The organism is Desulfosarcina widdelii, assembly GCF_009688965.1.
Taxonomy (GTDB): Bacteria; Desulfobacterota; Desulfobacteria; order Desulfobacterales; family Desulfosarcinaceae; genus Desulfosarcina; species Desulfosarcina widdelii.
Window position 1 is genome coordinate 6,161,667 of sequence record NZ_AP021875.1, and the last position, 24,258, is coordinate 6,185,924.

The 24,258-nt window shown below is 56.6% G+C and carries 17 protein-coding genes; 11 read left to right on the forward strand and 6 right to left on the reverse strand.

Annotated elements, in window-relative coordinates; translation table 11 throughout:
- Positions 1–2: 2 nt before the first annotated feature.
- Positions 3–2,768 carry a formate dehydrogenase subunit alpha gene (gene fdhF, locus GN111_RS28190; RefSeq protein ID WP_197740442.1) on the forward strand — a complete coding sequence of 922 codons (2,766 nt, stop codon included), beginning with the start codon at positions 3–5 and terminating at the stop codon, positions 2,766–2,768.
- Positions 2,769–2,917: 149 nt separating this feature from the next.
- Here the strand turns inward: fdhF and GN111_RS28195 are convergent, their stop codons facing one another.
- The 4 genes from GN111_RS28195 to GN111_RS28210 are packed head-to-tail and all read right to left on the reverse strand — an operon-like array spanning position 2,918 to position 7,445.
- Positions 2,918–4,549, reverse strand: a complete 1,632-nt coding sequence (locus tag GN111_RS28195) for a hydrogenase iron-sulfur subunit (protein ID WP_155306944.1) — start codon at positions 4,547–4,549, stop codon at positions 2,918–2,920.
- Positions 4,546–5,730, reverse strand: a complete 1,185-nt coding sequence (locus GN111_RS28200; protein WP_155306945.1) for an FAD-dependent oxidoreductase — start codon at positions 5,728–5,730, stop codon at positions 4,546–4,548. The genes GN111_RS28195 and GN111_RS28200 overlap by 4 nt, the downstream gene beginning before the upstream one ends.
- A gap of 50 nt (positions 5,731–5,780) precedes the next feature.
- Positions 5,781–6,704: a methylenetetrahydrofolate reductase gene (locus GN111_RS28205; RefSeq protein WP_155306946.1), complete on the reverse strand. Its 924-nt coding sequence runs from the start codon at positions 6,702–6,704 to the stop codon at positions 5,781–5,783.
- Positions 6,705–6,761: 57 nt separating this feature from the next.
- Positions 6,762–7,445, reverse strand: coding sequence for a methylenetetrahydrofolate reductase C-terminal domain-containing protein (locus tag GN111_RS28210; RefSeq protein WP_155306947.1), 684 nt, complete (start codon positions 7,443–7,445; stop codon positions 6,762–6,764).
- Positions 7,446–7,841: 396 nt separating this feature from the next.
- Here GN111_RS28210 and GN111_RS28215 point away from each other — a divergent pair, with 396 nt between their 5' ends.
- Both GN111_RS28215 and GN111_RS28220 read left to right on the forward strand, forming a co-directional pair.
- Positions 7,842–8,483, forward strand: a complete 642-nt coding sequence (locus GN111_RS28215; RefSeq protein WP_231715588.1) for a TetR/AcrR family transcriptional regulator — start codon at positions 7,842–7,844, stop codon at positions 8,481–8,483.
- A gap of 87 nt (positions 8,484–8,570) precedes the next feature.
- Positions 8,571–10,388 carry an acyl-CoA dehydrogenase gene (locus GN111_RS28220; protein WP_155306948.1) on the forward strand — a complete coding sequence of 606 codons (1,818 nt, stop codon included), beginning with the start codon at positions 8,571–8,573 and terminating at the stop codon, positions 10,386–10,388.
- 251 nt (positions 10,389–10,639) lie between these two features.
- Here the strand turns inward: GN111_RS28220 and GN111_RS28225 are convergent, their stop codons facing one another.
- Positions 10,640–12,325: a long-chain-fatty-acid--CoA ligase gene (locus tag GN111_RS28225; protein ID WP_155306949.1), complete on the reverse strand. Its 1,686-nt coding sequence runs from the start codon at positions 12,323–12,325 to the stop codon at positions 10,640–10,642.
- Between the two features lie 367 nt (positions 12,326–12,692).
- Between GN111_RS28225 and GN111_RS28230 the strand changes: the two genes are divergently transcribed.
- The 6 genes from GN111_RS28230 (at position 12,693) to fusA (ending at position 20,799) form a co-directional block, all read left to right on the forward strand.
- Positions 12,693–14,759, forward strand: a complete 2,067-nt coding sequence (locus GN111_RS28230) for a (Fe-S)-binding protein (protein WP_155306950.1) — start codon at positions 12,693–12,695, stop codon at positions 14,757–14,759.
- A gap of 121 nt (positions 14,760–14,880) precedes the next feature.
- A complete protein-coding gene (locus GN111_RS28235; protein ID WP_155303516.1) occupies positions 14,881–15,669 on the forward strand; it encodes an electron transfer flavoprotein subunit beta/FixA family protein in 789 nt (262 codons plus the stop codon).
- Positions 15,669–16,637, forward strand: a complete 969-nt coding sequence (locus GN111_RS28240; RefSeq protein WP_155306951.1) for an electron transfer flavoprotein subunit alpha/FixB family protein — start codon at positions 15,669–15,671, stop codon at positions 16,635–16,637. The genes GN111_RS28235 and GN111_RS28240 overlap by 1 nt, the downstream gene beginning before the upstream one ends.
- A 271-nt stretch (positions 16,638–16,908) precedes the next feature.
- The gene (locus GN111_RS28245; RefSeq protein WP_155306952.1) at positions 16,909–17,796 is read left to right on the forward strand and encodes a DegV family protein; all 888 of its coding nucleotides are present in this window, start codon (positions 16,909–16,911) and stop codon (positions 17,794–17,796) included.
- A gap of 430 nt (positions 17,797–18,226) precedes the next feature.
- Positions 18,227–18,769 (forward strand): GerMN domain-containing protein, encoded by a 543-nt coding sequence (locus tag GN111_RS28250; protein WP_170302497.1) that lies wholly within the window; start codon positions 18,227–18,229, stop codon positions 18,767–18,769.
- Positions 18,766–20,799, forward strand: coding sequence for an elongation factor G (gene fusA / locus GN111_RS28255; RefSeq protein ID WP_155306954.1), 2,034 nt, complete (start codon positions 18,766–18,768; stop codon positions 20,797–20,799). Before GN111_RS28250 ends, fusA begins: the two co-directional genes overlap by 4 nt.
- 152 nt (positions 20,800–20,951) lie before the next feature.
- Here fusA and GN111_RS28260 read toward each other — a convergent pair whose 3' ends face one another.
- Positions 20,952–22,373 carry a M48 family metallopeptidase gene (locus GN111_RS28260; protein WP_170302498.1) on the reverse strand — a complete coding sequence of 474 codons (1,422 nt, stop codon included), beginning with the start codon at positions 22,371–22,373 and terminating at the stop codon, positions 20,952–20,954.
- Between the two features lie 113 nt (positions 22,374–22,486).
- Here GN111_RS28260 and GN111_RS28265 point away from each other — a divergent pair, with 113 nt between their 5' ends.
- Positions 22,487–23,263, forward strand: a complete 777-nt coding sequence (locus tag GN111_RS28265) for a ParA family protein (RefSeq protein WP_155308184.1) — start codon at positions 22,487–22,489, stop codon at positions 23,261–23,263.
- A gap of 74 nt (positions 23,264–23,337) precedes the next feature.
- Positions 23,338–24,258, forward strand: a complete 921-nt coding sequence (locus GN111_RS28270) for a ParB/RepB/Spo0J family partition protein (RefSeq protein WP_155306956.1) — start codon at positions 23,338–23,340, stop codon at positions 24,256–24,258.

The following is a 24,258-nucleotide window of genomic DNA, read 5'->3' on the forward strand; positions in this document are numbered from 1 at the left end:
CTATGGAACAGACAAACTTGATGGTGATCAACGGAAACGAACTTTCCTTCGAGCCGGGAGAAACCATCCTCGAGGTGGCCCGACGGGCGGATATCGACATCCCCACCCTGTGCCATTTGAAGGGAGCCACGCCCACCGGCGCCTGCCGGATCTGCGTGGTGGAGGTCGAAGGCGCCGAAAACCTGATGACGGCCTGTTCCACTCCGGCGGCCGCCAACATGGTGGTGCGTACCGAGTCGGCCAAGGTGGTGGCCTCGCGCAAGGAGACGCTGCGACTGATGCTCTCTTCGGGCAACCACAACTGCGCCGTGCGCGGCCGCGACGACCGCGATTGGACCCAGTTTCAACTGGGGGTAGAAAAGGATGACGGCAGCGATGCCCTCTGCACGGTGTGGGGGGATTGCCGGCTTCAGGATCTGGCCTACCGCTATCAGGTCACCGGTGAAGATTTTAAAGGCACCTCGGCCAAGTACCCCATCGAGATGGTCAACCCGTTTATCGTCCGGGATTTTTCCCGCTGCATTCTTTGCGGGCGCTGTGTCCAGGCCTGCAATGAGGTACAGGTCAACAATGCCATCCAGTTCGGTTACAGCGGTGCAAAATCCAAGATTATCGCCGCCAACGACAGACCCCTGAAGGATTCCGACTGCGTCTTCTGCGGCGAATGTGTGCAGGCGTGCCCGGTGGGCGCCCTGGTGGAAAAGGATGTGCGCTATCATGTACGGCCCTGGGAGACCGAGAAAGTCCGCACGACCTGCAGCTACTGCGGCGTGGGCTGCCAGATGTACCTGCACACGAAGGACAACCGGGTGGTAAAGGTGACCGGTGCGGACGAAGCCCCCAATCACGGAAGCCTGTGCGTCAAGGGGCGTTTCGGCTTCGATTTCGTCGGCAGCGACCAGCGGCTCACCGATCCTTTGATCAAGGAAGACGGCCATTTCCGCAAGGCGACCTGGGAAGAAGCCATCGATCTGGTGGCCGGCAAGTTCAAAGAGATCCGGGACACCCACGGCGGGGACAGCATGGGTGTGCTCACCAGCGCCCGGATCACCAACGAGGAGAACTACATCGCCCACAAATTCACCCGGGCGGTGCTCAAGACAAACAATATCGATCATTGCGCCCGGCTCTGACATAGCTCCACCGTGGCCGGTCTGGCCGCAGCCTTCGGAAGTGGCGCCATGACAAACACCATCGCCGATATCGAGGAAGCCGATGTCATCCTCGTCACCGGCTCCAATACCACAGAAAACCATCCCGTACTGTCCACATTCGTCAAACGGGCCGTTACCCGTCGCGGGGCCAAGCTCATCGTAGTCGATCCCCGGCGCATCAAAATGACCGAATTTGCCGATACCTGGGTGCGACCCAACCTGGGAACCGACGTGGCCTGGATCAACGGCATGATGCACGTGATTATCAAAGAGGGCCTTCACGACCAGAATTTCGTCGAAGAGCGTACCGAAAAGTTCGATGAGATGAAGGTGCTGCTCGAGAAGTACACCCCCGAATATGTGGAATCCATTACCGGCATTCCCGCCCGGCAACTTATCGACGCGGCCCGGTTGTACGCCAAAGCGGCGGCGGCCAGCATCCTTTACTGCATGGGCATCACCCAGCACACCACCGGGGTGGACAACGTCAAGTCCCTGGCTAATCTGGCCATGCTCTGCGGCAACATGGGGATTCGCGGCGGCGGCGTCAATCCGCTGCGTGGGCAGAACAACGTTCAGGGGGCCTGCGACATGGGCGGTTTGCCCAATGTGCTTACCGGCTATCAGACGGTGGACAACCTGGACGCCATCAAGAAAATGGAACGCACCTGGAACGTCAACGGCCTGCCCACCAAAGCGGGGCTCAAGGTTACGGAAATGCTTCCCAAGGCCCATGAGGGCGAGATCAAGGCCATGTATATCATCGGCGAAAATCCCATGGTTTCCGATCCGGATTTGAACCATGCCGAAGCTTGCCTCAAGCACCTGGATTTTCTCGTGGTGCAGGACATTTTTCTCACCGAGACGGCCCGGATGGCCGATGTGGTGCTGCCTTCCAAATGCTTTGCGGAGAAGGACGGCACTTTCTCCAACACGGAGCGGCGGGTGCAGCGCGTCAGAAAAGCCGTCGATCCGCCGGGGATGGCCAAGGACGACTGGAAGATTACCTGCGATATTGCCACGCGCATGGGTTACGCCATGGCCTACAAGGACAGCGAGGCGATCTTCAACGAACTGGCCGGCGTGACGCCGTCTTATGCGGGAATCAGCTATGACCGCATCGAACACGAGGGGCTGCACTGGCCTTGTCCCACCCCCGAACATCCCGGCACTCCGATTCTGCACGGTGCCCAGTTTACTCGCGGCAAGGGCCTGTTTCACGCCATTGAATGGATCGCACCTGCGGAACTGGTCGATGAGACTTACCCATTGTACCTGACCACCGGCCGGGTGATCTACCACTACCACACCGGCACCATGACCATGAAAACCGAGGGACTCAACGAGCGGTCTCCGGAATCCTTCGTGGAGATCGCCCAAGGCGATGCGCAGGGAATGGGTATCGAGGAAGGCGAACGCGTGACCATCACCTCACGGCGGGGAGAAATCCAGGCCCGGGTTCGCATTTCCCGCAAGGCCGTGGATGGAACCGTTTTCATTCCCTTCCACTTTGCTAAGGCGGCAGCCAATAAACTGACCCACGCCGCTTTGGACCCCGTCTGCGGAATTCCGGAGTTCAAGGTCTGTGCCGTTAAGGTGTCCAAGGCAGCATAGACCCGTCTCATTTCTCGAATACGTAAATAAAAGCGGCCGGCTCCCGAAAGGAGGCCGGCCGTTTGGTATTGGTGCAGTACTTTCGCACTTCGGTGTTAATCGCAGGGGCACGGTGCGTCATGCCCCTACCACCGACATTCTCGGTAAAACTATTTGCCGCTGAGTTTGGCTTCCATCTCCATGAGAATACGGGAGAAGTCGGATCCCATGTTGGATGCCGTGGTGGCAAAGCAGATGCGCTCTTTCTCGACGCCGATGGTTTCCAGCGTCTGCTGGGCGTTTGCTGCGCGCCAGCTTGCGTACAGGCTGCCTTTCTCCGATTTGCAGTTGCCGTTGTGGCAGGCCATGACCACGACGCCGTCGGCACCTTCGGCCAGAGCGCGCATGACGTAGTCGATGTCCACTTTGCCCGCACAGGGTACCGCAACGGTTTTCAGTCCCTTGGGAAGCGGCATGCCGAAGTCGGCCGCCATTCGGGCGGCTTCCAGGCCGCTGTTCTGGCAGCAGAAGGCCACGATGGTGGGAGCATCGCCGCTTTTTTCGGCTGCTGAACGAGTGACCGTTTCGATCATAGCGGCATCGTTGAACTCGCCGATCTGGATGGCGTCCATGGGACATTCCGAGGCGCAGATGCCACACCCCTGGCAGGCGATCTTGGAGATCACCGGCTTGTTGTCGGCGGTCCAGTAGATGGCCCCATGGGGGCAGCAGCGGAAGCAGGTAAGGCAGAAGGTACATTTGCCGGTGTCCAGAACGGCTTTGTTGGCCGGCACGCTGACAGTGCCGTTACCCAAAAGGTCGCGCACCCGCAGAGCGGCATTTTCGGCATCCATGATGGCGCCGTACCGCTTTTTCACACGGCGGCTGCCGCCCACCACATAAATCCCCTCGCGGTTGGTGGCCACAGGATAGCGGTGGACGTTGTCGGTCTGCAAAAAACCCATGGACCCCACGTCGATTTTCAGCATTTCCGCCATAGCGGCGTTGACCTGATCGGCACCGATGGCCTCTTCGACCACAATGATGTCGGGCGTCAGCGCCACGCTGCGCTGTAGAACCGGATCTTCGTAAGTGATGGACAGGCCGCCTTCCTGGGATACAGCAGGCATCTCTGTGAGCTTGACGTACATGGCGCCCTTGTCCCGGCATTCTAGGTAGAGGCGCTCCAGTCCGTCTTCGGCAACTTTCAGGTCGCCGGAAAAGACATAGGCGCTGGTTTCATCCAGGCTTTCCATAGCCAGTACGCTTTTGAGCACCCGCTCCAGGACCAGAGGATGGCCGTCCTGGGCCAGCCCCAGCATGAAAGCCACGGTCTTGCCGGCAAAGGCGGCCGGATTGTCGGCCAGTTTCGCTTCCAATTGACTCTGGCTGATGACCGTATCGGAGAGTTCCAGTCCGAAGGCTTCGTTCATTGGGCAGGCCACCAGTTCCGATGCCACTACGATGGCTCCCACGGATTTTTCGACGATGTCGTCGTTGCCGGACAGCCAGACCTTGAAGTCACCGGGCATTCCGGCGGCGCCGTCCATGCAGGTTCCGGAGAGCACCTCGATAAGCTCCGAGCCTTCGACAGTCTTGCGCAACACTTCGAACGCCGCCTGCTCGACACCGTCAAGATCGACGATGGCAGCGGCGCCTGCCTCGGCTCCTTCGTCAATGAGCACCACCTTGTATCCGTTGGCGGCGATTTCCGAGGCGGCCTTCATGCCGGTCATACCGGCGCCCACCACCAGAACGTCGGTGGCCAGATTGATGGTTTCCATTTGTGTCTGTTGTGTCATGAGGCCCTCCCCAGATATTTCATCACTTCGCCGGCAGACTGACCTGCGTGGACGATGGATTCGGCTATGGTTTTCGGTCCCGATGCGGTGCCGGCCACGAAGATTCCCTCCTGACCCGTCAGGGCCCGGTTCAGCTTGTCGGCACAGGCAAAAAAGCCGTCGTCGTTGAGCGGTGCTCCCACGGTTTCGGAAAGGGACGCGTTGTCGGCACCCGGCATGATGCCCACGGAGAGTACCACCAGATCGAAGACATCCTCTACCGCCTCGCTGTTGCCTTCGGCGGCCATGTAGCGGGTTCGGATGCGGTCGTCATCGGTTTTGTACATGTCCACGGGAATGTTGCGGACGAACTTCATCTCGTCTTTGCACTGCTGGTAGAAGACGGGGAAATCGTTGCCCGTGTTCTGGATGTCCATATAAAAGACGGTGATATCCAGTTCGGGGTCCTTGTATTTCATCGACTGGGCTGTTCTCAGGGCATAGGGGCAGCAGACCTGGCTGCACCACAGATTGCCGAGACGTTCGTCACGGCTGCCAACGCACTGAACGAAGGCGACCTTCTTGGGCGGTTGTCCGTCCGAGGGACGCAGCACCGTGCCGTTGGCCCGTTTGCCGGCCTCCAGATCCATGCCGCTGACGACGTTTTCCAGCTCTTTGTAGCGGTAGGTGGATTTGATTTGCGGATCGAAGGGGGTAAATCCGGTGGCCACCACCACGGCGTCCACCTCCAGGCTGTCCGCACTGCCGGTGGTTTCCGGGTTGAGGCTGCCGTCGGCCAGATAGTATTTGGCATTGTTCAGCGAATAGCCTTTGACTGCCGCGCAGCCGGTGGGGTTGGCTGTATACCCGCTTTCGCAGGCTTTGGTGTCTCTGGCGGCATCCGATTTTTTGAGACCGACTTTAAAGTTTCCGTTTTTGTCGATACCGGCCACCTCTGTGGCCAGATAGACGCTGATGGCCGGTTCGTTGACCACGTTTTTCAGCATGCTTTCCACGGCGCAGGCACCGCACTGGCGGCATTCGTCCGTGGCCTTGCAGGCATATTGGATGGCGTTGCCGCCCAGGAAATCGGCCTTTTCCACCAGCGCGACCTGCGCGCCGAGGCCCGCCAATTCCCAGGCTGCCGTCAGACCGGCGATCCCGCCCCCAATGACCATGACTTTTTTAGATTGAGTACTCACGTGAAAACTCCTTTGGTGATCCTTGGTTGACTTTGGATGGTCGGTGCTGACTATACCACGGGTCTGGGCAGGACTTTTGCCCGTTCGGCAATCTCCGGCACCTTGTGCTCCCATTCGATGGCCATGAGATGAACGCCGGCAACGCCCTTCATCTCCTTGAACTCTTCGATCTGCTCGCAGGCGATCTTGATGCCTTCGTCGGCCACTTTCTTCTTGTCCACCCCCTGAAGGCGTTTGATAATCTCATTGGGGACGTCCATACCGGGCACCTTGAGCTGCATGTAGCGCGCCATACCGACGCTCTTCATGGGGGTGACCCCGGCCAGGATGTAGACTTTTTCGGTCAGGCCCATGTCCACAGCTTCCTTGACCCACTGGCGCATGCGCTCCATGTTGTAAATGCACTGGGTCTGGATGAAATCCACGCCGGCCTTGACTTTCTTGGCCAGGCGCTGGACCCGCCACTCATGAGGTTCGGCAAAGGGGTTGGCGGCACCGCCGATGAAAATTTTGGGGGGCTCGTCAATGTCCGCTCCCCCCAGGAACTTGGCCTCATCGCGCATCTTTTTGACCGCGCCGATAAGCTGGGTGGAGTCGATGTCAAACACCCCTTTGGCCTGGGGGTGGTCGCCGAACTGTTGATGATCGCCGGACAGGCAGAGCAGGTTGCGAATCCCCAGGGCCGAGGCCCCCAGGATGTCGGCCTGCATGGCCAGTCGGTTGCGGTCCCGGCAGACCATCTGGTAGTTGGGCTCCAGGCCTTCTTCAATGGCGAGCAGCGAGGCGGCCCAACTGGACATTCTTACCATGGCGGTCTGGTTATCGGTAATATTGACGGCATCCACATTGCCGACCAGGGGTTTGGCTTTTTCGCGAACCGCCGCCACGTTGGATCCGCGGGGCGGCCCCAGCTCCCCGGTGAAAGCGAAATGACCGGCGCGCAGTATTTTTTCCAAATTGCTTCCTGATTTCATATGGGAATCCCTCTATTGATTTGTTCCGTTTTTGGTTTGGGGTTGCCGGTTGCTCGGCTATTTGATGCCGAAGGCGGCCAGGCGCTCTTTGTAACCCGGCTGAACGATGGTGCGGGGGGTCTGGTTCCGCCAGTCGGTGGGCGGGCAAATTTCGATGATGTTTTCCAGACGGCCCTGCTTGGCCAGCCGTTCGTGGATGCGATGCCAGGCACAGGGCTGGTCGGTATTGATTTCGCAACTGCCCTTGTTGGTGCCGCCGCAGGGGCCGTTGAACAGGCCTTTGGCGCACATGGTGACCGGACAGATGCCGGCGGTCATGCCCAAGACGCAGGTACCGCATGCCCGGCATTTTTCTTCGTACCATCCCACTTCTCGGTTGACGCCGATGAAACTGGTGTTGACGCCGGGGAACACGGGGATTTCGGGGAAACGTTCGGCGATGAACTGAATGCCGGCACCGCAGGCCATGGAGATGATGGCGTCGTATTCGTCCACAATGCCGTCCAGTTCTTCCAGAAACTCCATGTCGCACTGCCGCTCGACGGTGGCACCGCCGGTTTCGATGGGGTTGCCTTCCATGCGGCGGGCGATTTTCAGTTCGGAGTTGAGTACTCCAACCTCCTTTTCGCCGCCTGCCAGGCAAACTGCCACGCAGGTGCCGCACCCCACGGTCAGGACCTTATTGTAGTCCTTGACCATGGCTCCGACCTCTTCCAAGGGCTTTCGTTCCGCAACAATCATTAGACAATCCTCCTGTTTCTCATGGCATGGGGAGTTGCCATGAATGATGATAATGCCTCACGCATGATTCTGATAAGGGGGGCATGAAACATAGATATGCGCCAAGTTGCGAAAATAACCTGAGCGAATCGATTCTGTCAATATATAAAGGATCCGTTTTTCAGGTCGTTCGCGAACCCCGTCCTGGCAACCGGAGATAAATCCATGCAAAATGAATGTAGGCTCATTCAGGATGCAAAATGGATCGGATAAAATTGAAAGCCGTTTCGGCCGAGTGCTCGTAAAGGGGGATTATATTAATTTTTATAGTTAGATAGGAGGGGATTGGTTTGTAATCGCTTTTTCGGATTTTTTAATGTTAAGGCTTGACAGTAGGTTTTTTTCTCTGATAAATGAATGAATATTCATTCAGAAATAGTTGTTTCCGGGAGGTTCGCCATCGTCACGAAAAAGAAAAATATGGCCAAATACCAGCGCATTCTCGACGCCGCCATATCGGTATTTGCCGAGCAGGGGTTTTTCCAGTCGACGATCGCCCAGATTGCCAAAGAGGCGGGCGTAGCCGATGGCACCATCTACCTCTACTTCAAAAACAAAGATGACATCCTGGTGCAGTTCTACCAGTACAAAACCCGTCAGATTTTCGAGCGTTTCCGGGAGGCCGTCAGCAAACCGGCAACCGCGGAAGAAAAACTGAGATGCCTGATTCGAGTCCACCTCCAGGAGTTTCAGAAAGATCGTAACATGGCCATCGTATACCAGGCCGAAACCCACCAGAACCGAACCCTGGGAACCGAACTCATCAAAGAGATGTCCAAAATGTACCGGGACATTATCTCCGAGGTCGTCGAACTCGGACAGGAAGAGGGTACCATTCGAAGAGACCTGTACATGGGGTTGGTCAAGCGTTTCATCAACGGGGCCGTGGATGAGGTGATCAACTCCTGGATCCATTCGGGCGGGAAATACGATCTGGTAACCATGGCCGATCCTCTGGTGGACCTGTTCATTAAGGGGATCGGCGTGAATCGTCAATAGCAGTCGATAAATCGAACAAATAACCGGATTTCGCCGGAGCGTTTCTTTTCTTGGTGAATCCACTAGGCAACAAGGAGATGACAGACCATGGCACAGGTAATCGCTGACAGGAGAGATGTTGATTTCGTGTTGCATGAACAGTTGGACGTCGGTGCGTTCAGCGAACATGAAAAGTACGCGGAATTCAACAAGAAAACCGTCGATTTGATCATCAGTGAGGCCCGCAATCTGGCGGTAAAGGAAATCCTGCCGACCCTCAAGGAGGGAGACGAGCAGGGGTGCGTCTTCGATGGTGGCAAGGTCACCGTGCCGGAGAGTTTCCAGCGCGCCTACGACCTGTTTGTCGAAGGGGAATGGCTGGCCATGCCGGAGGATCCCGAATACGGCGGGCAGGGAATGCCCCGCACCGTGGCACTGGCCGCCGGTGACTATTTCAACGGTGCCAACTACGCGTTCATGATGTATCCGGGGCTGACCCACGGAGCCGCCCTGCTGGTGGAAGCCTTCGGCACCGAGAAACAGAAAAAATTGTTTCTGAAGAACATGTTCACCGGCAAATGGACCGGTACCATGCTGCTCACCGAGCCCGAGGCCGGTAGTGACGTGGGCAACCTGAGCACCACCGCCGTAAAGAACGACGACGGCACCTATTCCATCACCGGCAACAAGATTTTTATCTCCGCCGGCGAGCACGACATGGTCGAGAACATCGTCCACCCGGTGCTGGCCCGCATCGAAGGCGCCCCCAAAGGCACCAAGGGGATTTCTCTCTTTCTGGTCCCCAAATACCGTGTCAATGACGACGGCAGCCTCGGAGAGTTCAACGACGTGGTCTGCACGGGGATCGAGCACAAGATGGGCATCAACGGCAACGCCACCTGCTCGTTGACCCTGGGCGGCAAGGGCCAGTGCATCGGCACCCTGCTGGGCGAGGAGAACAAAGGCATGCGGGCCATGTTCCTGATGATGAACGAGGCCCGTCTGCTGGTGGGTATGCAGGGTTTCTGCTGCGCCAGCGCCTCCTACCTCAACGCCGTCAACTATGCCCGGGAACGCGTCCAGGGCAAGAATCTGCTCCAGATGATGGATCCCGACGCACCCGGCGTTCCGATCATTCAGCATCCGGACGTCCGGCGCATGCTCATTTCCATGAAGTCCTATGTGGAAGGCATGCGCAGCCTGCTCTACTATGCCGGCTACCTTACTGACCGGATCACCATCGCCGACGACGATGGGGAAAAGGCGCGGTTGCAGGGCATGCTTGATCTGCTGATCCCCATCTGCAAAGGCTATGTCACCGACAAAGCCTTTGAAGTGTGCAGCACGGGCGTACAGGTGTACGGTGGCTACGGCTTCACCAAGGAATATCCCCAGGAGCAACTGTTGCGGGACTGCCGTATCACCATGATTTATGAAGGCACCAACGGTATTCAGGCCATGGACCTTCTGGGCCGCAAACTGGGCATGAACAAGGGCAAGCCCATCATGGATCTGATGGGCGAGATCCAGAAAACGCTCGCCCAGGCCAAGGAAATCGAGGCCTTGCAGGATTACGCCGCCAGACTGGAAAAAGCCCTCAACCGGCTGGGCGAGGTCGCCATGCATCTGGGGGCCACGGCCATGTCTCCCAAAGTGCTGAGCGCTTTCGCCTTTGCCCATCCGTTTATGGACGCTTCCGGTGACGTGGTTATGGCCTGGATGCTTCTGTGGCGCGCCGTTATTGCCGCCCAAAAATTGGAAGCCAAGGCCAAGAAAAAAGACAAGCCGTTTTATGAAGGCCAACTGAAGAGTGTCGAGTATTTCACCCAGGCGGTGCTTCCCATCACCATGGGCAAGATGGACGCCATCATGGCCACATGCGAAGCGGCTGTGGAGATCGGCGAGGACTCTTTCGGCGGCAAATAGATTTCAGTCTGCCTGAAACCGAATGCTCAAAAATAAAACGGGGGTTGCATGCGTATGCAACCCCCGTTTTTTTGTTTGGCACCCACGCACCGGCGTGGAACTTGCGTAATCCGGATGAAAGCCAAAGGGTGCTTCCATGCGGAGCATGTGAGCGAGATGAAAATGAAAAGGGGATTGCATGGCGCATGCAACCCCCGTTTTCTTCAGGTGCGGTCCCGGAGCACGGCGCGCCATGCCCCCACGCTATTTAATTATTTTTTCTGCTGTTCCATGGCCCGCAGGTCCTTTTTCAATACCTTGCCCACATTGGTCTTTGGCAGTTCATCACGAAATTCGATTTCCGTGGGCCATTTGTATTTGGCCAGCTTGTCCTGGCAATATTTCATCATCTCTTCGGCAGTTGCCGTCTGGCCTTCCTTGAGAACGATAAAAACTTTGACCGCTTCTCCGCGTTTGGGGTGGGGAACACCAATGGCCGTAGCTTCCATCACCTTGGGGTGTTCGAAATAGACTTCTTCGATATCCCTGGGATAGACGTTGTAACCGCCGGAAATAATCATGTCTTTTTTGCGGTCCACAATGTAAAAATAACCGTCTTCGTCCATCTTGGCGATGTCGCCGGTGTGCAGCCATCCGTCGGTGATGGTTTCCGCCGTGGCGTCGGGGCGCTTCCAATAGCCTTTCATCACCTGGGGACCTTTTACCAGCAGTTCGCCGGTTTCGCCCACGGGAACGTCGGTGACGCCGTCGTCAAGACTGACAATGCGGGCCAGGGTGTCGGGAATGGGCAGGCCGACGCTACCCACCTTGCGTTGCCCCTTGAACGGGTTGATGTGGGTGACCGGCGTGGATTCGGTCATGCCGAATCCTTCGACAATGATTGCCCCGGTCTTTTTCTCGAATGCGTTGATCACTTCCAGCGGCAGCGGAGCGGAGCCGGAAAAGCAGCCCTTGATGGAGGTCAGATCCGTTTTGCCGATGTCGGGATGTTCGAGCATGCCGATGTACATGGTTGGCACCAGCGGGGCAAACGTGGGTTTGAATTTGCCGATGGCTTCCAGAAGCTGCGGCGGCTGCGGTTTGGGGATCAGAATATTGCCCCAGCCTTTGTAGATGGCAAGGTTCATGGCCGTGGAAAGCCCGAAGACGTGGAAAAAGGGCAGTGCGCCGAGCATGATTTCATCGCTGCCGAAAGCGGGGAACCAGGCGGTTACATGCTGTACCTGCTTGCTCAGGTTGGCGTGGGTGAGCATGACGCCCTTGGACACGCCCGTGGTTCCGCCGGTGTATTGATACATGGCGACATCGTCGAAGTTCGGTGTCACCTGAGGCGGATCGGGCGTGTATTGTGCCATGAGCGCCTTCCAGCGATAGACATTGTCGGCGGATTTAACATCGGCGGCCAGCCCCTTTTTCTTTCCCACCAGCGGGAAGAGCAGGTTCTTGGGGAAGGGCAGATAATCGCCGATACTGGTGATGACGATCTGTTTGATCTCGGTTTTGGGGCGAAGGTCGATCATGCGGTTACCCAAAAGATCGAGGGTGATCAGCACTTTGGATCCGGAGTCGTTGAACTGGTGCTCCAATTCGCGGTCGGAATAAAGTGGGTTGTTCATGACGGCGATGGCGCCGATGCGCATAATGGCATAATAGGCCGCCACGCAGGGGATGACATTGGGCAGCAGTATGGCGACGCTGTCTCCCTGCTTTACCCCGAAATCGTTCAGGCAGTTGGCGAACCGGTCAACCATTTCGTCGAGAGCGGCATAGGTCGCCCGGTAGCCTTGGAATGTCAAAGCCATTTTATCCGGAAACGCCCTGGCTGATCGTCTCAGGCAGTCCGGCAGACAGATGGTTTCGTATTGAACGTTTTCGGGGACCCCGGTTTCATAGCTGGCCAGCCACGGTTTGGATAAATACGGGTTGTCTGCGGTCACCTGAACCTCCTTTTTGCTTGTTTTTCTGATGCAATCAGTATAACTGAAACCCCTTACGCAATATAAAGCTGTTCAACAGCTGAATCTATTTTCATTATTTATTGAAAAGAACAGCTTTTGTCAAGAAATTCTTATGGTTATTTGTTTTTTTGATGGGTTGTGGGCCGGTCGGGCAACACCCTGTAATCAAGAGGTAAAAGAGGCGAGAACCTCCCGATATCCTTGCAGGGGCAGGGCGTCCCGGGCAAAAATTTTTCTTGACAGGTGAAACAGCAGTGGGTAGAAACTGAATGAGTCCTCATTCATTTTTTAGTCGTCCCATGGAAAACCGATCTATACAAGACCGAAGGGAGAACAAGGGAAGAACATGGAAAACGCGTTAATCGCTCCGGCAAAGTATTTTTTTCTTTTCATCCCCACCGTGGTGTTCTCGATTTTGATTCCTCTGGCGGGGGTCGTTGTGTTTACCTATATTATGGCCATCCGAATGGCACCGCTGGTCAAGGCGGCGCCGGATAGCCGCTTCGACCGCCTCCCGCAGCGGCTATACAGCGTTCTTAAGATCTGGCTGGCCCAGTACCGCCAGCCGCGCTATATGCTGGCCGGCGTGGTGCATATCGTCATCTTCGCGGGGTTTTTAATCCTGAGCATCCGTTCCTGCTCACTGGTGGTCATCGGTGTCTTCCCTGATTTCGTCATGCCCGGTTTTGACGGTGTGATCGGCCATGTCTATAACTTCCTGAAAGATTACGCCGCTACAGCCGTACTGGTTGCCTGCGCCATCGCCGCCTGGCGACGGGGCGTGGTCAAACCGGCCCGCTACGCCGTTCCAGCCAAATACGGGCACGACCACACGGCTGAGGCCCTGTTCGTCCTGGGGCTTATTTCCACCCTGATGATTTCCGAAAGCCTGTTCGAAGCCAGCAGCGTGGCCGCCAACACCCAGGCCGGACTGCACGCCGAATTCCTGGCGCCGCTGAGCCTGGCTTGGCTGTTCAAGGCCGCCCTTGTCGGGGTCTCCACGAAAACGCTCCAGGCCATTCATATCGTGGCCTACTACATCCACGATCTGACCTTTTTCTTTTTCCTCTGCTTTTTGCCCCTGGGCAAGCATTTCCACGTGATTACCTCCATTTTCAATGTGTTCTTCATGCGCCTGAATCGAGGCAACATCAAGCCGGTGAGACATGGCATCAAGGATGAGGACCTGGACGATCTGGAGTCCTTTGGCGTCAAGAAACTGGAAGATTTCACCTGGAAGCACATGCTCGATTTTTATTCCTGCGCCGACTGCGGTCGCTGCTCGGACAACTGCCCGGCCAACGCTGTTGGGCGCCCCTTGTCGCCGCGCTTCATCTCCATCAAGGGTCGGGACTTGATGTTCAAGAACTATCCCATCTATCCTTACGGCGCCCCGTTCAAGAAGAGCGAAGACCTCATCGGTACCATCTACGAGGAAGACGAAATCTGGTCCTGTACCACCTGTGGTGCCTGCGAGCAGGAGTGCCCCCTGGGCATCGAGTACATCGACAAGATCGTCGATATGCGCCGCGGAATGGTGGATGAGGGCCTGGTGCCCCAGAGCCTGCAAAAGCCTTTGAAGGCTTTGGAAAAACGCGGCAACCCCTGGGGCAAAATGGAGAAAAAGCGGGCGGAATGGACCAAGGCTCTGCCCGAAGACGTCAAGGTCAAGGATCTGGGCAAGGAGAAGGCCGAAGCCCTCTATTTCGTGGACAGTATCACTTCTTACGACGACCGCATGCAGGAGATCGGCCAGGCCACGGCCACCATTTTGTCCAGGGCCGGTTCCGATTTTGGCATCCTGGGGAAATTGGAGAAGGACAGCGGCAACGAAATCCGGCGTTTCGGTGAGGAGATGCTTTTTCAGACAATGAAGGAGATGAATACCGACGCCATCCTCGAAAGCGGGGCCAAGCATATCGTCACCGCCGACCCCCACGCCTACAACGCCCTGAAAAACGACTACCAGGGACTGCCGCCGGTGGAGCATATCAGTCAGTTCATCGCCCGCAATGTCAAAAGCGGTGCCATCCGGCTGAAAAGCGCCAATGGCGACGGAAAGGTATACACGTATCACGATCCTTGCTACCTGGGCCGCCATAACGATGTTTACGACGACCCCCGGGCCGTGCTGGACGCCATCGGCGGTTTGAAGCGGGTGGAAATGGAGCGCAGTCGGGACCGATCCTTTTGCTGCGGCGGCGGCGGCCTGATGCTCTTTTACGAACCGGAAGAAGAACAGCGCATGGGAGTGCTGCGGGTGGAGATGGCGGCCAAGGCCGGGGCCAATGTGATTGTGACGGCGTGCCCCTTCTGCCTGGTCAACATGGAGGACGCCATCAAGGTGGCCGGTCTGGAAGGCCAGATGGAAGCGATCGATCTATCGGAACTGATCTGCCAGCACATGGAATAGCAATATTTAATGTTGGATGACGAATTTTAAATTCAGGTTTTCCGTTCCATTATGAATAGCCGGAAGGCCATCATTCGAAAATTAAAATTTAGAATTCACAATTGAAACAGGGAGGGTAACTATGGAAATTTTGGTTTGTGTGAAACGGGTTCCCGATACCGCTGAGAACGAGATCGAAGTCAACGGCGACGGCAGCGATATCGAACGCGACGACCTGGTTTACTCGGTCAACGAATGGGACAATTACGCGGTGGAAGAGGCCATTCAGATCCGCGACAACGTGGGTGGCAGTGTTACGGTGGTTACCGTGGGCGACGACGAGTCCGAAGAGGTGCTACGCCGCGAGATGGCCATGGGCGCGGACAACGGACTTTTGCTGTGCGACGACGCCTTCGAAGGCTCGGACGGTAAAGGAATTGCCACGCTGCTCAAGGCGGCCGTGGAAAAGGGCAAGTACGACCTGATCCTCACCGGCGCCCAGGCCGACGACGGTGCCGGCGAAGTGGGTGGCATGCTGGCCGCCATGCTGGACTACCCCTACGCCTCGCTGGTCAACAAGGTCGAGGTGGACGGGGACAAGCTCAAGGTGGGCCGCGAGATCGAGGGCGGTAACCAGGAGATGAACAGCATCGAAATGCCCTGCGTGCTGTCGATCCAGACCGGCATCAACGAACCGCGCTACGTGGGTATCCGCGGCATCCGCAAGGTGGCCTCGGTGGAGATCCCCGAGATGGGCGCCGGCGACCTGGGCGTGGACGCGTCCAGCGTGGGCGCCGATGGCGCCAAGGTAAAGCGCCTGGATTACTTCGTGCCTGAACTGGGCGAGGGCGCCGAGATGCTGGAAGGCAGCACCGAAGAGATCGTTGCCAAGCTGATTGAACTCTTGAAGGCCAAAGGAGGGTTGAAATAATGGCGGATATCTATGCATACATTACACACAAGGGTGGTGTGGCCGACGATTCGGCCCTGGAACTGGTGGCTGCGGCCAAGAAAATCGATGCCGGTGCGGCCGTAACGGCCATCGTGACCGGATCAGGCGCCGATTGCGACAAGGTGGCCGACGAAGTGGCCGCCACCTATCCCAAGGTGTTCAAATACAGCAACGAGGCGCTGGCCTATCCCAACGCCGAGGTGGTGCGCAAACTGCTGGTCAATGTTTTGCCGGCTGATGCCATCATCCTGATGCCCCACGACACCTTCGGTATGGACCTGGGTCCCGGCCTGTCCATCAAGCTGGACTCGGTCTTCGTCTCGGACGCGGTCGACATCGAAGGCGCCGACGGCGGCACCCTGAAGGTCATCCGCCAGGAGTACAGCGGCATGGTCAGCACCCACGTGAGCGCCGACATTTCCAACGGTGCTGTGATCAACGTGCGTCCCGGCGCCTTCGCTCCGGACGAGAGCAAATCCGCCGGCGGCAGCGTGGAAGACAAATCTGGCGATGCGGGCGACCTTTCGGCCAAACGCACCTTCCTGGAAATCGTGGAAGCCGAAGTGGGTGACGTGGACATCACCAAGGAAGACGTGCTGGTATCCGTGGGCCGCGGCATCGAAGACGAAGAGAACATCGAAATCGCCCAGGAACTGGCCGAGGCCATGGGCGCAGTGGTATCCTGCTCGCGTCCCATCGTGGATGCCAAGTGGCTGGAAAAATCCCGCCAGGTGGGCACTTCCGGCCAGACGGTCAAGCCCAAGGTGTACCTGGCCTGCGGGATTTCCGGCAGCTTCCAGCACATGGGCGGGATCAAGGGCTCTCCGTTTATTGTGGCCATCAACAAGAACGTCAAGGCGCCGATCTTCCAGGTGGCCGACGTGGGCATCGAAGCCGACATACTCGAATTTCTGCCCGAACTGACCGAGGCCATCGAAGAGCTGTAATTTAATAACCGTTTTACCAACCCGGCGCTCCCTGCCAACGGTGCAGGGGCGCCGGGTTTTTTGTCCCCAACCATCTTCTGCCGTTGTCTTCCTGCCGGGCATTACTCTTTTATACCAGACCTTCCGCCGCCAATGGCTACAGAGCATTAACAAAAATAATGAAAGTATACGATGTTTACATTCGCTTGACATGTTCAGGATGAAAAGATAGAAGAATTCTGCTGAATTGAGCTGCGTATAACGGATTGGACGGTATAGGAAGGAAAAACCCATGACGGAGAAGAAAACCGCTTTTATGGTGGACTCGGGATGCGAACCCACACTGTCTTTCATGAAAAAGTACGATCTGGAGTTTGTGGGCATCAATATCCTGCTGGACGGGAAGCGCTACGTGGATGGAGAGCAACTGCTGCAGGAGCAGTTTTATGCAAGAGTGGACAAGGTCAGGGATTTTGCCACCTCACCACCCTCCCAGTCGGATATGATCAAAAAATACCAGGCGCTCAAAGCCAAGGGGTACGAACGGGTCATCGATTTTCATATGTCCTCGAAGCTTTCCCAAATATTCAGTAACAGCCAGGCAGCCAAGGGGTTTATACCGGGTCTCGAGGTTCATGTGATCGACACCAATCATGTTTCTGCAGGTGGCTATTTTGTGGCGGAAAAAGTCATTGCCATGATCAATGAAGGCCGGTCCATGAGCGAGGTGGAAGCCGCCTTGCCGGAGATCACCCAATCCGCCCAGGTGTTGCTCTCGACGTCTACCCTCAAATATTTCGTGAAAAACGGCCGAATCGGCAGGGCCAAAGGGTTGGTCGGCACCCTGCTGCGAATGAAGCCCGTTCTGATTATCGATGACGGCATGGTAACCCCGTTTTCAACGGAAAAAGGAATGGAAAAGGCTATCAAACGCATCGCGGATGCCTCGCTGGAGTTTATCTCCCAGCGTCCGCACAACGTTAAAATTTACAAGGCCTATGGAGCGGACAGCAATAAGGCTTTTGTCGACAGAGCCTTTGATCGGCTAATGAGCAAGCTCCATCAGATTCCGATCAAGGATTACGAAGTGATCAGCGGCAGGGGCTGGCCCACGGTGACCTGCCATACCGGCCCCGAAGTGTTCGCACTTTCGGTATACGGCGAACGCAGCCCCATCTGATCGTACCTTCGACAGTTTCGATTTCGCGGCCCGGGCAAGTGGTATCCTGCCTTGGGCCGCCGCTTTTTATGCAGCCCATCGACAGCGGTAGAAGCCGGCGCTACCTTGTTGCCGAGCCCATTGTAATCACATTTAAAATCCGTATAGTTGCTTTGGCATAGCTTAGAGGCGTGGTTCATCCGCTCCGATTGGCAAAGACGGGGATAAACCCCGTCACTACGCTAATGAAACAAACAGAAAAGCGATTTTGAAATCAACATCGTTGCATGCATGGCCACGAAAACTAGAAAATAAATCCAAATGCGGCCCACCCTGTTTCCGGCCCGCGTTGTGCTTGACATAAAAGGAGCCTTGGCATACATCCATGCTTCATCAGATATTGGCGCCGGTCTATCGTTACCGGCGATTGCCATGCAACAGGAACGCATCGATGAAGGTGACCGGAGGCATAGCGGATCCACTCCTGCACAGGTTCGTCCGTCTGGCGATTGCCGGGCTGGTATTATGCAACGCCGCCATGGCGCCGCTGGCCGGCTATGCCGATGAGGGGGAAAAGCAGGTCGCGCACCTATATTTTGCCGATGCGAAGAAGCCTTTTCTCGTCGGCGAAGAGCGGGTGCTGATCGACTTCGGCGATCCGGCTGCTTACGCCAGACAGATTGTACAGGAATTGATCAACGGGCCCGCCGGTGGAAAACGGGCCACCATTCCACCGGGTACCCGGCTGAGGTCTTTCTTTTTGCTGGAAGATGGGACGGCAGTGGTTGATTTTTCCATCCATTTTCGAAAAAATCATCCCGGCAGTTGCCGTCAGGAACAATTGACCCTATTTTCTGTGGTCAATTCCCTGGTCCTCAATGTACCGGAAATCGACCGGGTGAAACTACTGATTGACGGTGCCGATTCCGAAACGCTGACAGGTCATGTTGCTCTCGAATTTCCTTTAACTGCGGATATGTTGCTGACAAGATGAAGAAAAAAGAAAAAATTGACAATATACGAAATATTGGCATTATCGCCCATATCGATGCCGGCAAGACGACGGTTACCGAGCGGGTTCTCTATTATACCGGGCGCAGCCATAAAATTGGCGAAGTTCATGACGGTGAAGCGGTGATGGACTGGATGGTCGACGAACAGGAGCGGGGGATCACCATCACTTCTGCGGTCACGACCTGCCAGTGGAATGGCAAGGACATCCAGATTATCGACACACCGGGACACGTGGACTTTACCATCGAGGTGGAACGCAGTCTGCGCGTGCTGGATGGTGCCGTAGGCGTTTTTTGCGCTGTAGGCGGCGTGGAACCCCAATCGGAGACGGTCTGGCGCCAGGCTGATCGCTACAAGGTTCCCAAGATCGCTTTCATTAACAAACTGGATCGCATTGGCGCCGATTTTTTTAATACCGTGAAGATGATGCGCGAACGGCTCAAAGCCAAACCGCTGATTCTCCAGATCCCGGTAGGCGTCGAAGATCAATTTTCCGGTGTCGTCGATCTCGTCCGCATGCAGCAGATTCAATGGGACGACGATACCCTGGGGGCCAGCTACAGCACCGGGGAGATCGACGCCGATCTGCAAGACGACGCAAAGATGCATCGCGAGCAGTTGTTGGAAACCCTGGCCGAAGTGGATGATGACATCATGGAGGCCTATCTAGCTGAGGCGCCCATTGAAACGGAAACCATCCTGGCAGCTATCCGCAAAGCAACTGTCGATTTGGAATTGGTTCCGGTTTTGTGCGGCAGCGCACTCAAAAACAAGGGGATCCAGCCGTTGCTGGATGCCATTGTCCGTTTCCTTCCCAGCCCCGGCGATGTGGTCGCCACCAAGGGCGTTCATCCGGATACCGGCGAAACGATTCTGTGCCTCCCCGACGAAAAAGCCCCCCTGGCCGCGCTGATTTTCAAGGTTTCGATGATCGAAGGCCGCAAACTGTCCTATGTGCGCGTGTACAGCGGCAAACTCACCGCGGGCACCGATGTTTACAATCCCAGCCGCAAGCAGAAGGAAAAGCTGTCACGAATTCTCAAAATGCATGCCAACAAACGAGAGCGGGTGGACATGGTGGGGCCCGGATCCATTGTAGGCGTCGTGGGACTGAAGGCTTCTTCCACAGGGGAATCCCTTTGCCAGCAGGACCATCCGGTGCTGCTGGAAACGATGGATTTTTACGAACCGGTGATATCCGTTGCCGTGGAGCCCAAGACCCACAGTGACCAGGAAAAGCTCCAGCAGGTGCTGGAAAAGTTCATGGCTGAAGATCCCACCCTGCGGGTCAGGGAGGACGAAGACACCGGTCAGACCATTTTGTCGGGTATGGGGGAACTGCATTTGGAGGTGATCACCAGCCGCATGCAGCGGGAGTTCAATACCCAGGTCAATGTCGGCAAGCCCCAGGTCGTTTATCGGGAAACCATCGAATCCACGTCCGATGGGAATGCCGTTTTCGACAAAGAAGTCGCCGGACACCGCCATTACGCAGAGATCTCGTTGCGGTTGGAACCGCTGCCGCGCGGTGAAGGCAACCGCTTTGAATCCCGTCTCGAAGAAGCGGCGCTGACGCCGGAACTGATCAAGGCGGTAGAAAAAGGGGTGATGGAGTCCCTGGAAAGCGGGAGCCTCATGGGGTATCCGGTGGTGGATGTCAAGGCGGTGTTGACCGCTGCCGCTGCAAAGGAATCCAACGGCACCGAACTGGCATTTACCGTGGCCGCCTCCATGGCCGTACGGGAAGCACTGGCCGGAGGCGGGGCCTTTCTGCTGGATCCCATCATGGCCGTGGAAGTGATTGTTCCCGAAGATTTCATGGGGGAGGTGATCGGGGATTTAAACGCGCGGGGCGGCAAGATCGAGGCCATAGAACCCAAAGCGGGCGTCCAGATGATCAAGGTCACCGTCCCGCTGGCAAAGATGTTCGGCTATTCCACCAGCCTGCGTTCGGCCACCCAGGGTCGGGGGACCTTTTCCATGCAGTTTTCAAGATTCGACCGCAGCTAGTGCCCATCCAGAAATGGCCAATTTGCTCGATATCTTTGTTGCACGAAAAATTTTATACTCGAAATATCGACCATATGCCTGCGGTAAAATTTTTCGTGCGCCTCGATCTCAACCAAATTTACCGATTTCTGGATGAGCACTAGTTCGTCCGATCATCCGGGGCCGGGTTTCTTATCCTTGCCCGGGTGTTTCATTTCTTTAAGCTGGCGTTCAACCATCTGCTTTTGAGAATCGTCGGTGGCCAGCTTCAGGGCCCGCTTCAGGTGAAAATCGGCGTTTTTCATGTCTTCCTTTTGCTGATAATAGCGTCCCAGGTTGTAGTGGGCGCCGAACATATCACCCAGCCGGCCGCTGCTTTCTCCCAGATAGTAATAGGCCTGGGTCTGGTCCGGGTGGATGTGCACCAGATCTTCGAAGGCGTCCCTGGCTTCAGCGAGGCGACCCAGTTCCATCAGGGTGCGGCCCAGGTATAGCTGGCCTTTGGGATTTTTTGCGGAACTTCCGGCAGACAGCGCCTGGAGCGCTTTTTCATAATGGCCGCCATGGAAATAAATTTGCCCCAGATCCTGAAGCATGTGGGTGGCCATGGCGTTGCCTTCGATGGCCTGTTTCATGTGTTCGGCCGCCTCGTCCCATTTGTCCTCACGGGTTAAAGCCAGCGCGTATCCATAGTGGGCCATCCAGTCGTCCGGCGAGGACGCCAGCTCCGTTTGAAATCGTTTCAGGGCCGAGTCCTTGTCGGCGTAAAGGGCAACGATGCGGGTGTGGGCCAGGTTGAATCCGCCGATTTCCTCCTGCGGTGCTGACGTTTTTTCGCGATTCTGGTGCAGCCAGTTGTCGATGTAGCTCAAGCGCTCTTCCGACCCCGGGTGCGTGGTCATGTAGGTCGGGATTTGCGCGGATCCGTACCACTGTTTGCTGCGAATTTTTTCCAGGGATGTCAACAGCCCTTCACCGCTGTATCCCGCCCGGGTTAAAAAATCCAGACCCAACTGGTCTGCCTGTCTTTCGTCATTGCGACTGTAAGCCAGAGCGGCTGTCTGACCGGCGGCCATGGATCCGACGGTTACGGCGCTGGCTGCCTCGGCCGCCCCGCCGGCGCCCAGCAATACCCCGGCTACCATGCCGGCCAGGGTAGCCATGCCGATTTTTTTCTGGCTTTCGATGCGCTGGGAGATGTGGCGGCAGACCACGTGGGCGATTTCATGGGCCATGATGCCGGCAAGTTCCTCCTCGGAGTCCAGTGCAGCGAACAGCCCGCTGTTGAAGAAGACGTGTCCGGCCGGGGTGGCGAAAGCGTTGTAAACATCTTCCCGAAGAACATAGAAATGGTACTCGAACGGTTGGGGGGGCACCGCCGTCAGAATCCGTTTTCCCAACCGATTGACGTAGTCCACGATAACCGGGTCTTTGATCAGGGGATAATGCGCTTCCACCACCGCCATGAATTCCTTGGCCAGCTCACGCTCTTCCTGAATGGTGATGCACGCTCCCTCGGGAACCACAGTCAGGCACGCGGAAAAGAAAAAGGCCGTGAGCGTGGAAACCGCTATAATTTTATTTTTTATCGGCATGTTAACAATTGTCTCCTGGGGTGGAAAAAACCGCCCCGATTTTCTTCTTCTCATAGGATGACACATTCTAATCTACTTTTCAAACAGCATGTTTTATGCTAAAGCTGACCGCCATGGCACAAATCATATGTATTGCCAATCAGAAGGGCGGCGTGGGTAAGACGACCACGGCCGTCAACCTTTCTGCAGCGCTGGCCGTTTCCGAAAAACCGACGCTTCTGGTGGACTGCGACCCCCAGGCCAACGCCACTACCGGGGTGGGGTTGGATAAATCCCTTTTGTCCCGAACCCTTTATCACGGGCTGATCGGCGATGCGGGCGCCGATGCCGTAATCGTGGACAGCCAGATCGAGTCCCTCAAAGTCCTGCCCTCCCGGGTGGAACTGATCGGATTCGATATCGAGATGATGGACCGGCCCCGGCGGGAGCATGCCCTGCGGCGTCTGCTGGCGTCGGTAAAAGCGGATTTCGAATACATTGTAATCGACTGCCCCCCCTCATTGAGCCTGCTGACCGTAAACGCCATGACAGCGGCGGATTCGCTGCTGATTCCCCTGCAGTGCGAATTTTATGCGCTGGAGGGGCTCAGCCAGTTGGTGAAAACGTTCCAACGCATCAAGAGTGGATTGAATCCGGGCCTTACCATTGCCGGTATTTTACTTACCATGTTCGACCGCCGGACCAACCTCAGTCACCAGGTGGCCGAGGACGCGGAAAGCCATTTCAAGAACTTGGTATTCAAAACGACCATTCCCAGAAATGTCCGCCTGGGGGAGGCGCCCAGTTTCGGACAGCCCATTTTGCTTTATGACGCCATGTCTCCCGGCGCGGTCAGCTATTTTTCCCTGGCCAAGGAGATCATGGCCACCAATCGAGCCGGTCACGCCTGACAGAGGCGTTTACGCCGATTGGTTGGACGCCTGCCCGCGATGCCGGGCCGGTTGCAACGATTCCAGGATACCGCATGCCAGAAAAGCGAAAAACGACCAGCGCCGGCACCGGCGCCAAGAAAAAACGAAAGATGGCCCTGGGCAGGGGACTTGACGCCCTGATTCCGGACCTAGGTTCCGTGGAAGGTATTTCCGGCGAACCCGCCGCCGCACGGAAAGATTATTTTTTCTGTGCCATCGACCTGATCCGGCCCAATCGCTATCAGCCGAGACGCCAGTTTTCGTCCGACGAGTTGGAGGACCTGGCCGAATCGATCCGCAGCCAGGGTATTCTCCAGCCCCTGCTGGTTCGCCCCGACGACGTGGGCTATGAACTGGTCGCCGGTGAACGGCGCTTGCGGGCAGCCACCCTTGCCGGTTTAAGCCAGGTCCCCGTACTGGTCAAGGAGATCTCCGATGGCAAAATGCTGGAGATTTCCATCGTGGAAAACATCCAGCGGGAAAATCTCAATCCCATGGAAGAGGCAGAGGCCTACCATCGGTTGATCAGCGAATTTGAGCTGACCCAGGACCAGGCCGCGGAGCGTGTCGGCAAAAGCCGCAGTGCCGTGGCCAATTTTTTGCGGCTTAGGCAGCTTCCCGACCCGATCAAAAGCAGCATCATGGAAGGCACTTTGAGCATGGGGCATGCCCGGGCCCTGCTGGGTGCCGATACGCCGGCCAAGCAGCAGGCCGCCTTTCGGGAGGTGGTGGCCAAAAAACTGTCGGTGCGCGAAACCGAGGCACTGATCAAACGCATCAACAGGCAGAAAAAACCGGCTCCTATCCCGGAGATGACACCCGAACAGCGCTACTTCAACGATATTTCCGAAGACTTGGCCCGTCATTTCGGAACCCGGGTGCGCATTCAGCGCAAAGGCAAGAAGGGAAGGGTGGAAATCGATTTTTTCAGCGATGACGATCTGGATCGGCTGCTGACCCTGCTGCGAGGGTGA

What these genes read in the sequence shown, in the direction of transcription:
- GN111_RS28245 (WP_155306952.1), top strand. Translation starts at nt 16,909, where the DNA reads ATGACGGAGAAGAAAACCGCTTTTATGGTGGACTCGGGATGCGAACCC.
- GN111_RS28210 (WP_155306947.1), bottom strand. Translation starts at nt 7,445, where the DNA reads ATGATTGTTGCGGAACGAAAGCCCTTGGAAGAGGTCGGAGCCATGGTC.
- GN111_RS28250 (WP_170302497.1), top strand. Translation starts at nt 18,227, where the DNA reads ATGAAGGTGACCGGAGGCATAGCGGATCCACTCCTGCACAGGTTCGTC.
- GN111_RS28265 (WP_155308184.1), top strand. Translation starts at nt 22,487, where the DNA reads ATGGCACAAATCATATGTATTGCCAATCAGAAGGGCGGCGTGGGTAAG.
- GN111_RS28215 (WP_231715588.1), top strand. Translation starts at nt 7,842, where the DNA reads ATGAATATTCATTCAGAAATAGTTGTTTCCGGGAGGTTCGCCATCGTC.
- GN111_RS28235 (WP_155303516.1), top strand. Translation starts at nt 14,881, where the DNA reads ATGGAAATTTTGGTTTGTGTGAAACGGGTTCCCGATACCGCTGAGAAC.
- GN111_RS28240 (WP_155306951.1), top strand. Translation starts at nt 15,669, where the DNA reads ATGGCGGATATCTATGCATACATTACACACAAGGGTGGTGTGGCCGAC.
- GN111_RS28230 (WP_155306950.1), top strand. Translation starts at nt 12,693, where the DNA reads ATGGAAAACGCGTTAATCGCTCCGGCAAAGTATTTTTTTCTTTTCATC.
- GN111_RS28195 (WP_155306944.1), bottom strand. Translation starts at nt 4,549, where the DNA reads ATGACACAACAGACACAAATGGAAACCATCAATCTGGCCACCGACGTT.
- GN111_RS28205 (WP_155306946.1), bottom strand. Translation starts at nt 6,704, where the DNA reads ATGAAATCAGGAAGCAATTTGGAAAAAATACTGCGCGCCGGTCATTTC.
- GN111_RS28220 (WP_155306948.1), top strand. Translation starts at nt 8,571, where the DNA reads ATGGCACAGGTAATCGCTGACAGGAGAGATGTTGATTTCGTGTTGCAT.
- GN111_RS28260 (WP_170302498.1), bottom strand. Translation starts at nt 22,373, where the DNA reads ATGCCGATAAAAAATAAAATTATAGCGGTTTCCACGCTCACGGCCTTT.
- fusA (WP_155306954.1), top strand. Translation starts at nt 18,766, where the DNA reads ATGAAGAAAAAAGAAAAAATTGACAATATACGAAATATTGGCATTATC.
- GN111_RS28270 (WP_155306956.1), top strand. Translation starts at nt 23,338, where the DNA reads ATGCCAGAAAAGCGAAAAACGACCAGCGCCGGCACCGGCGCCAAGAAA.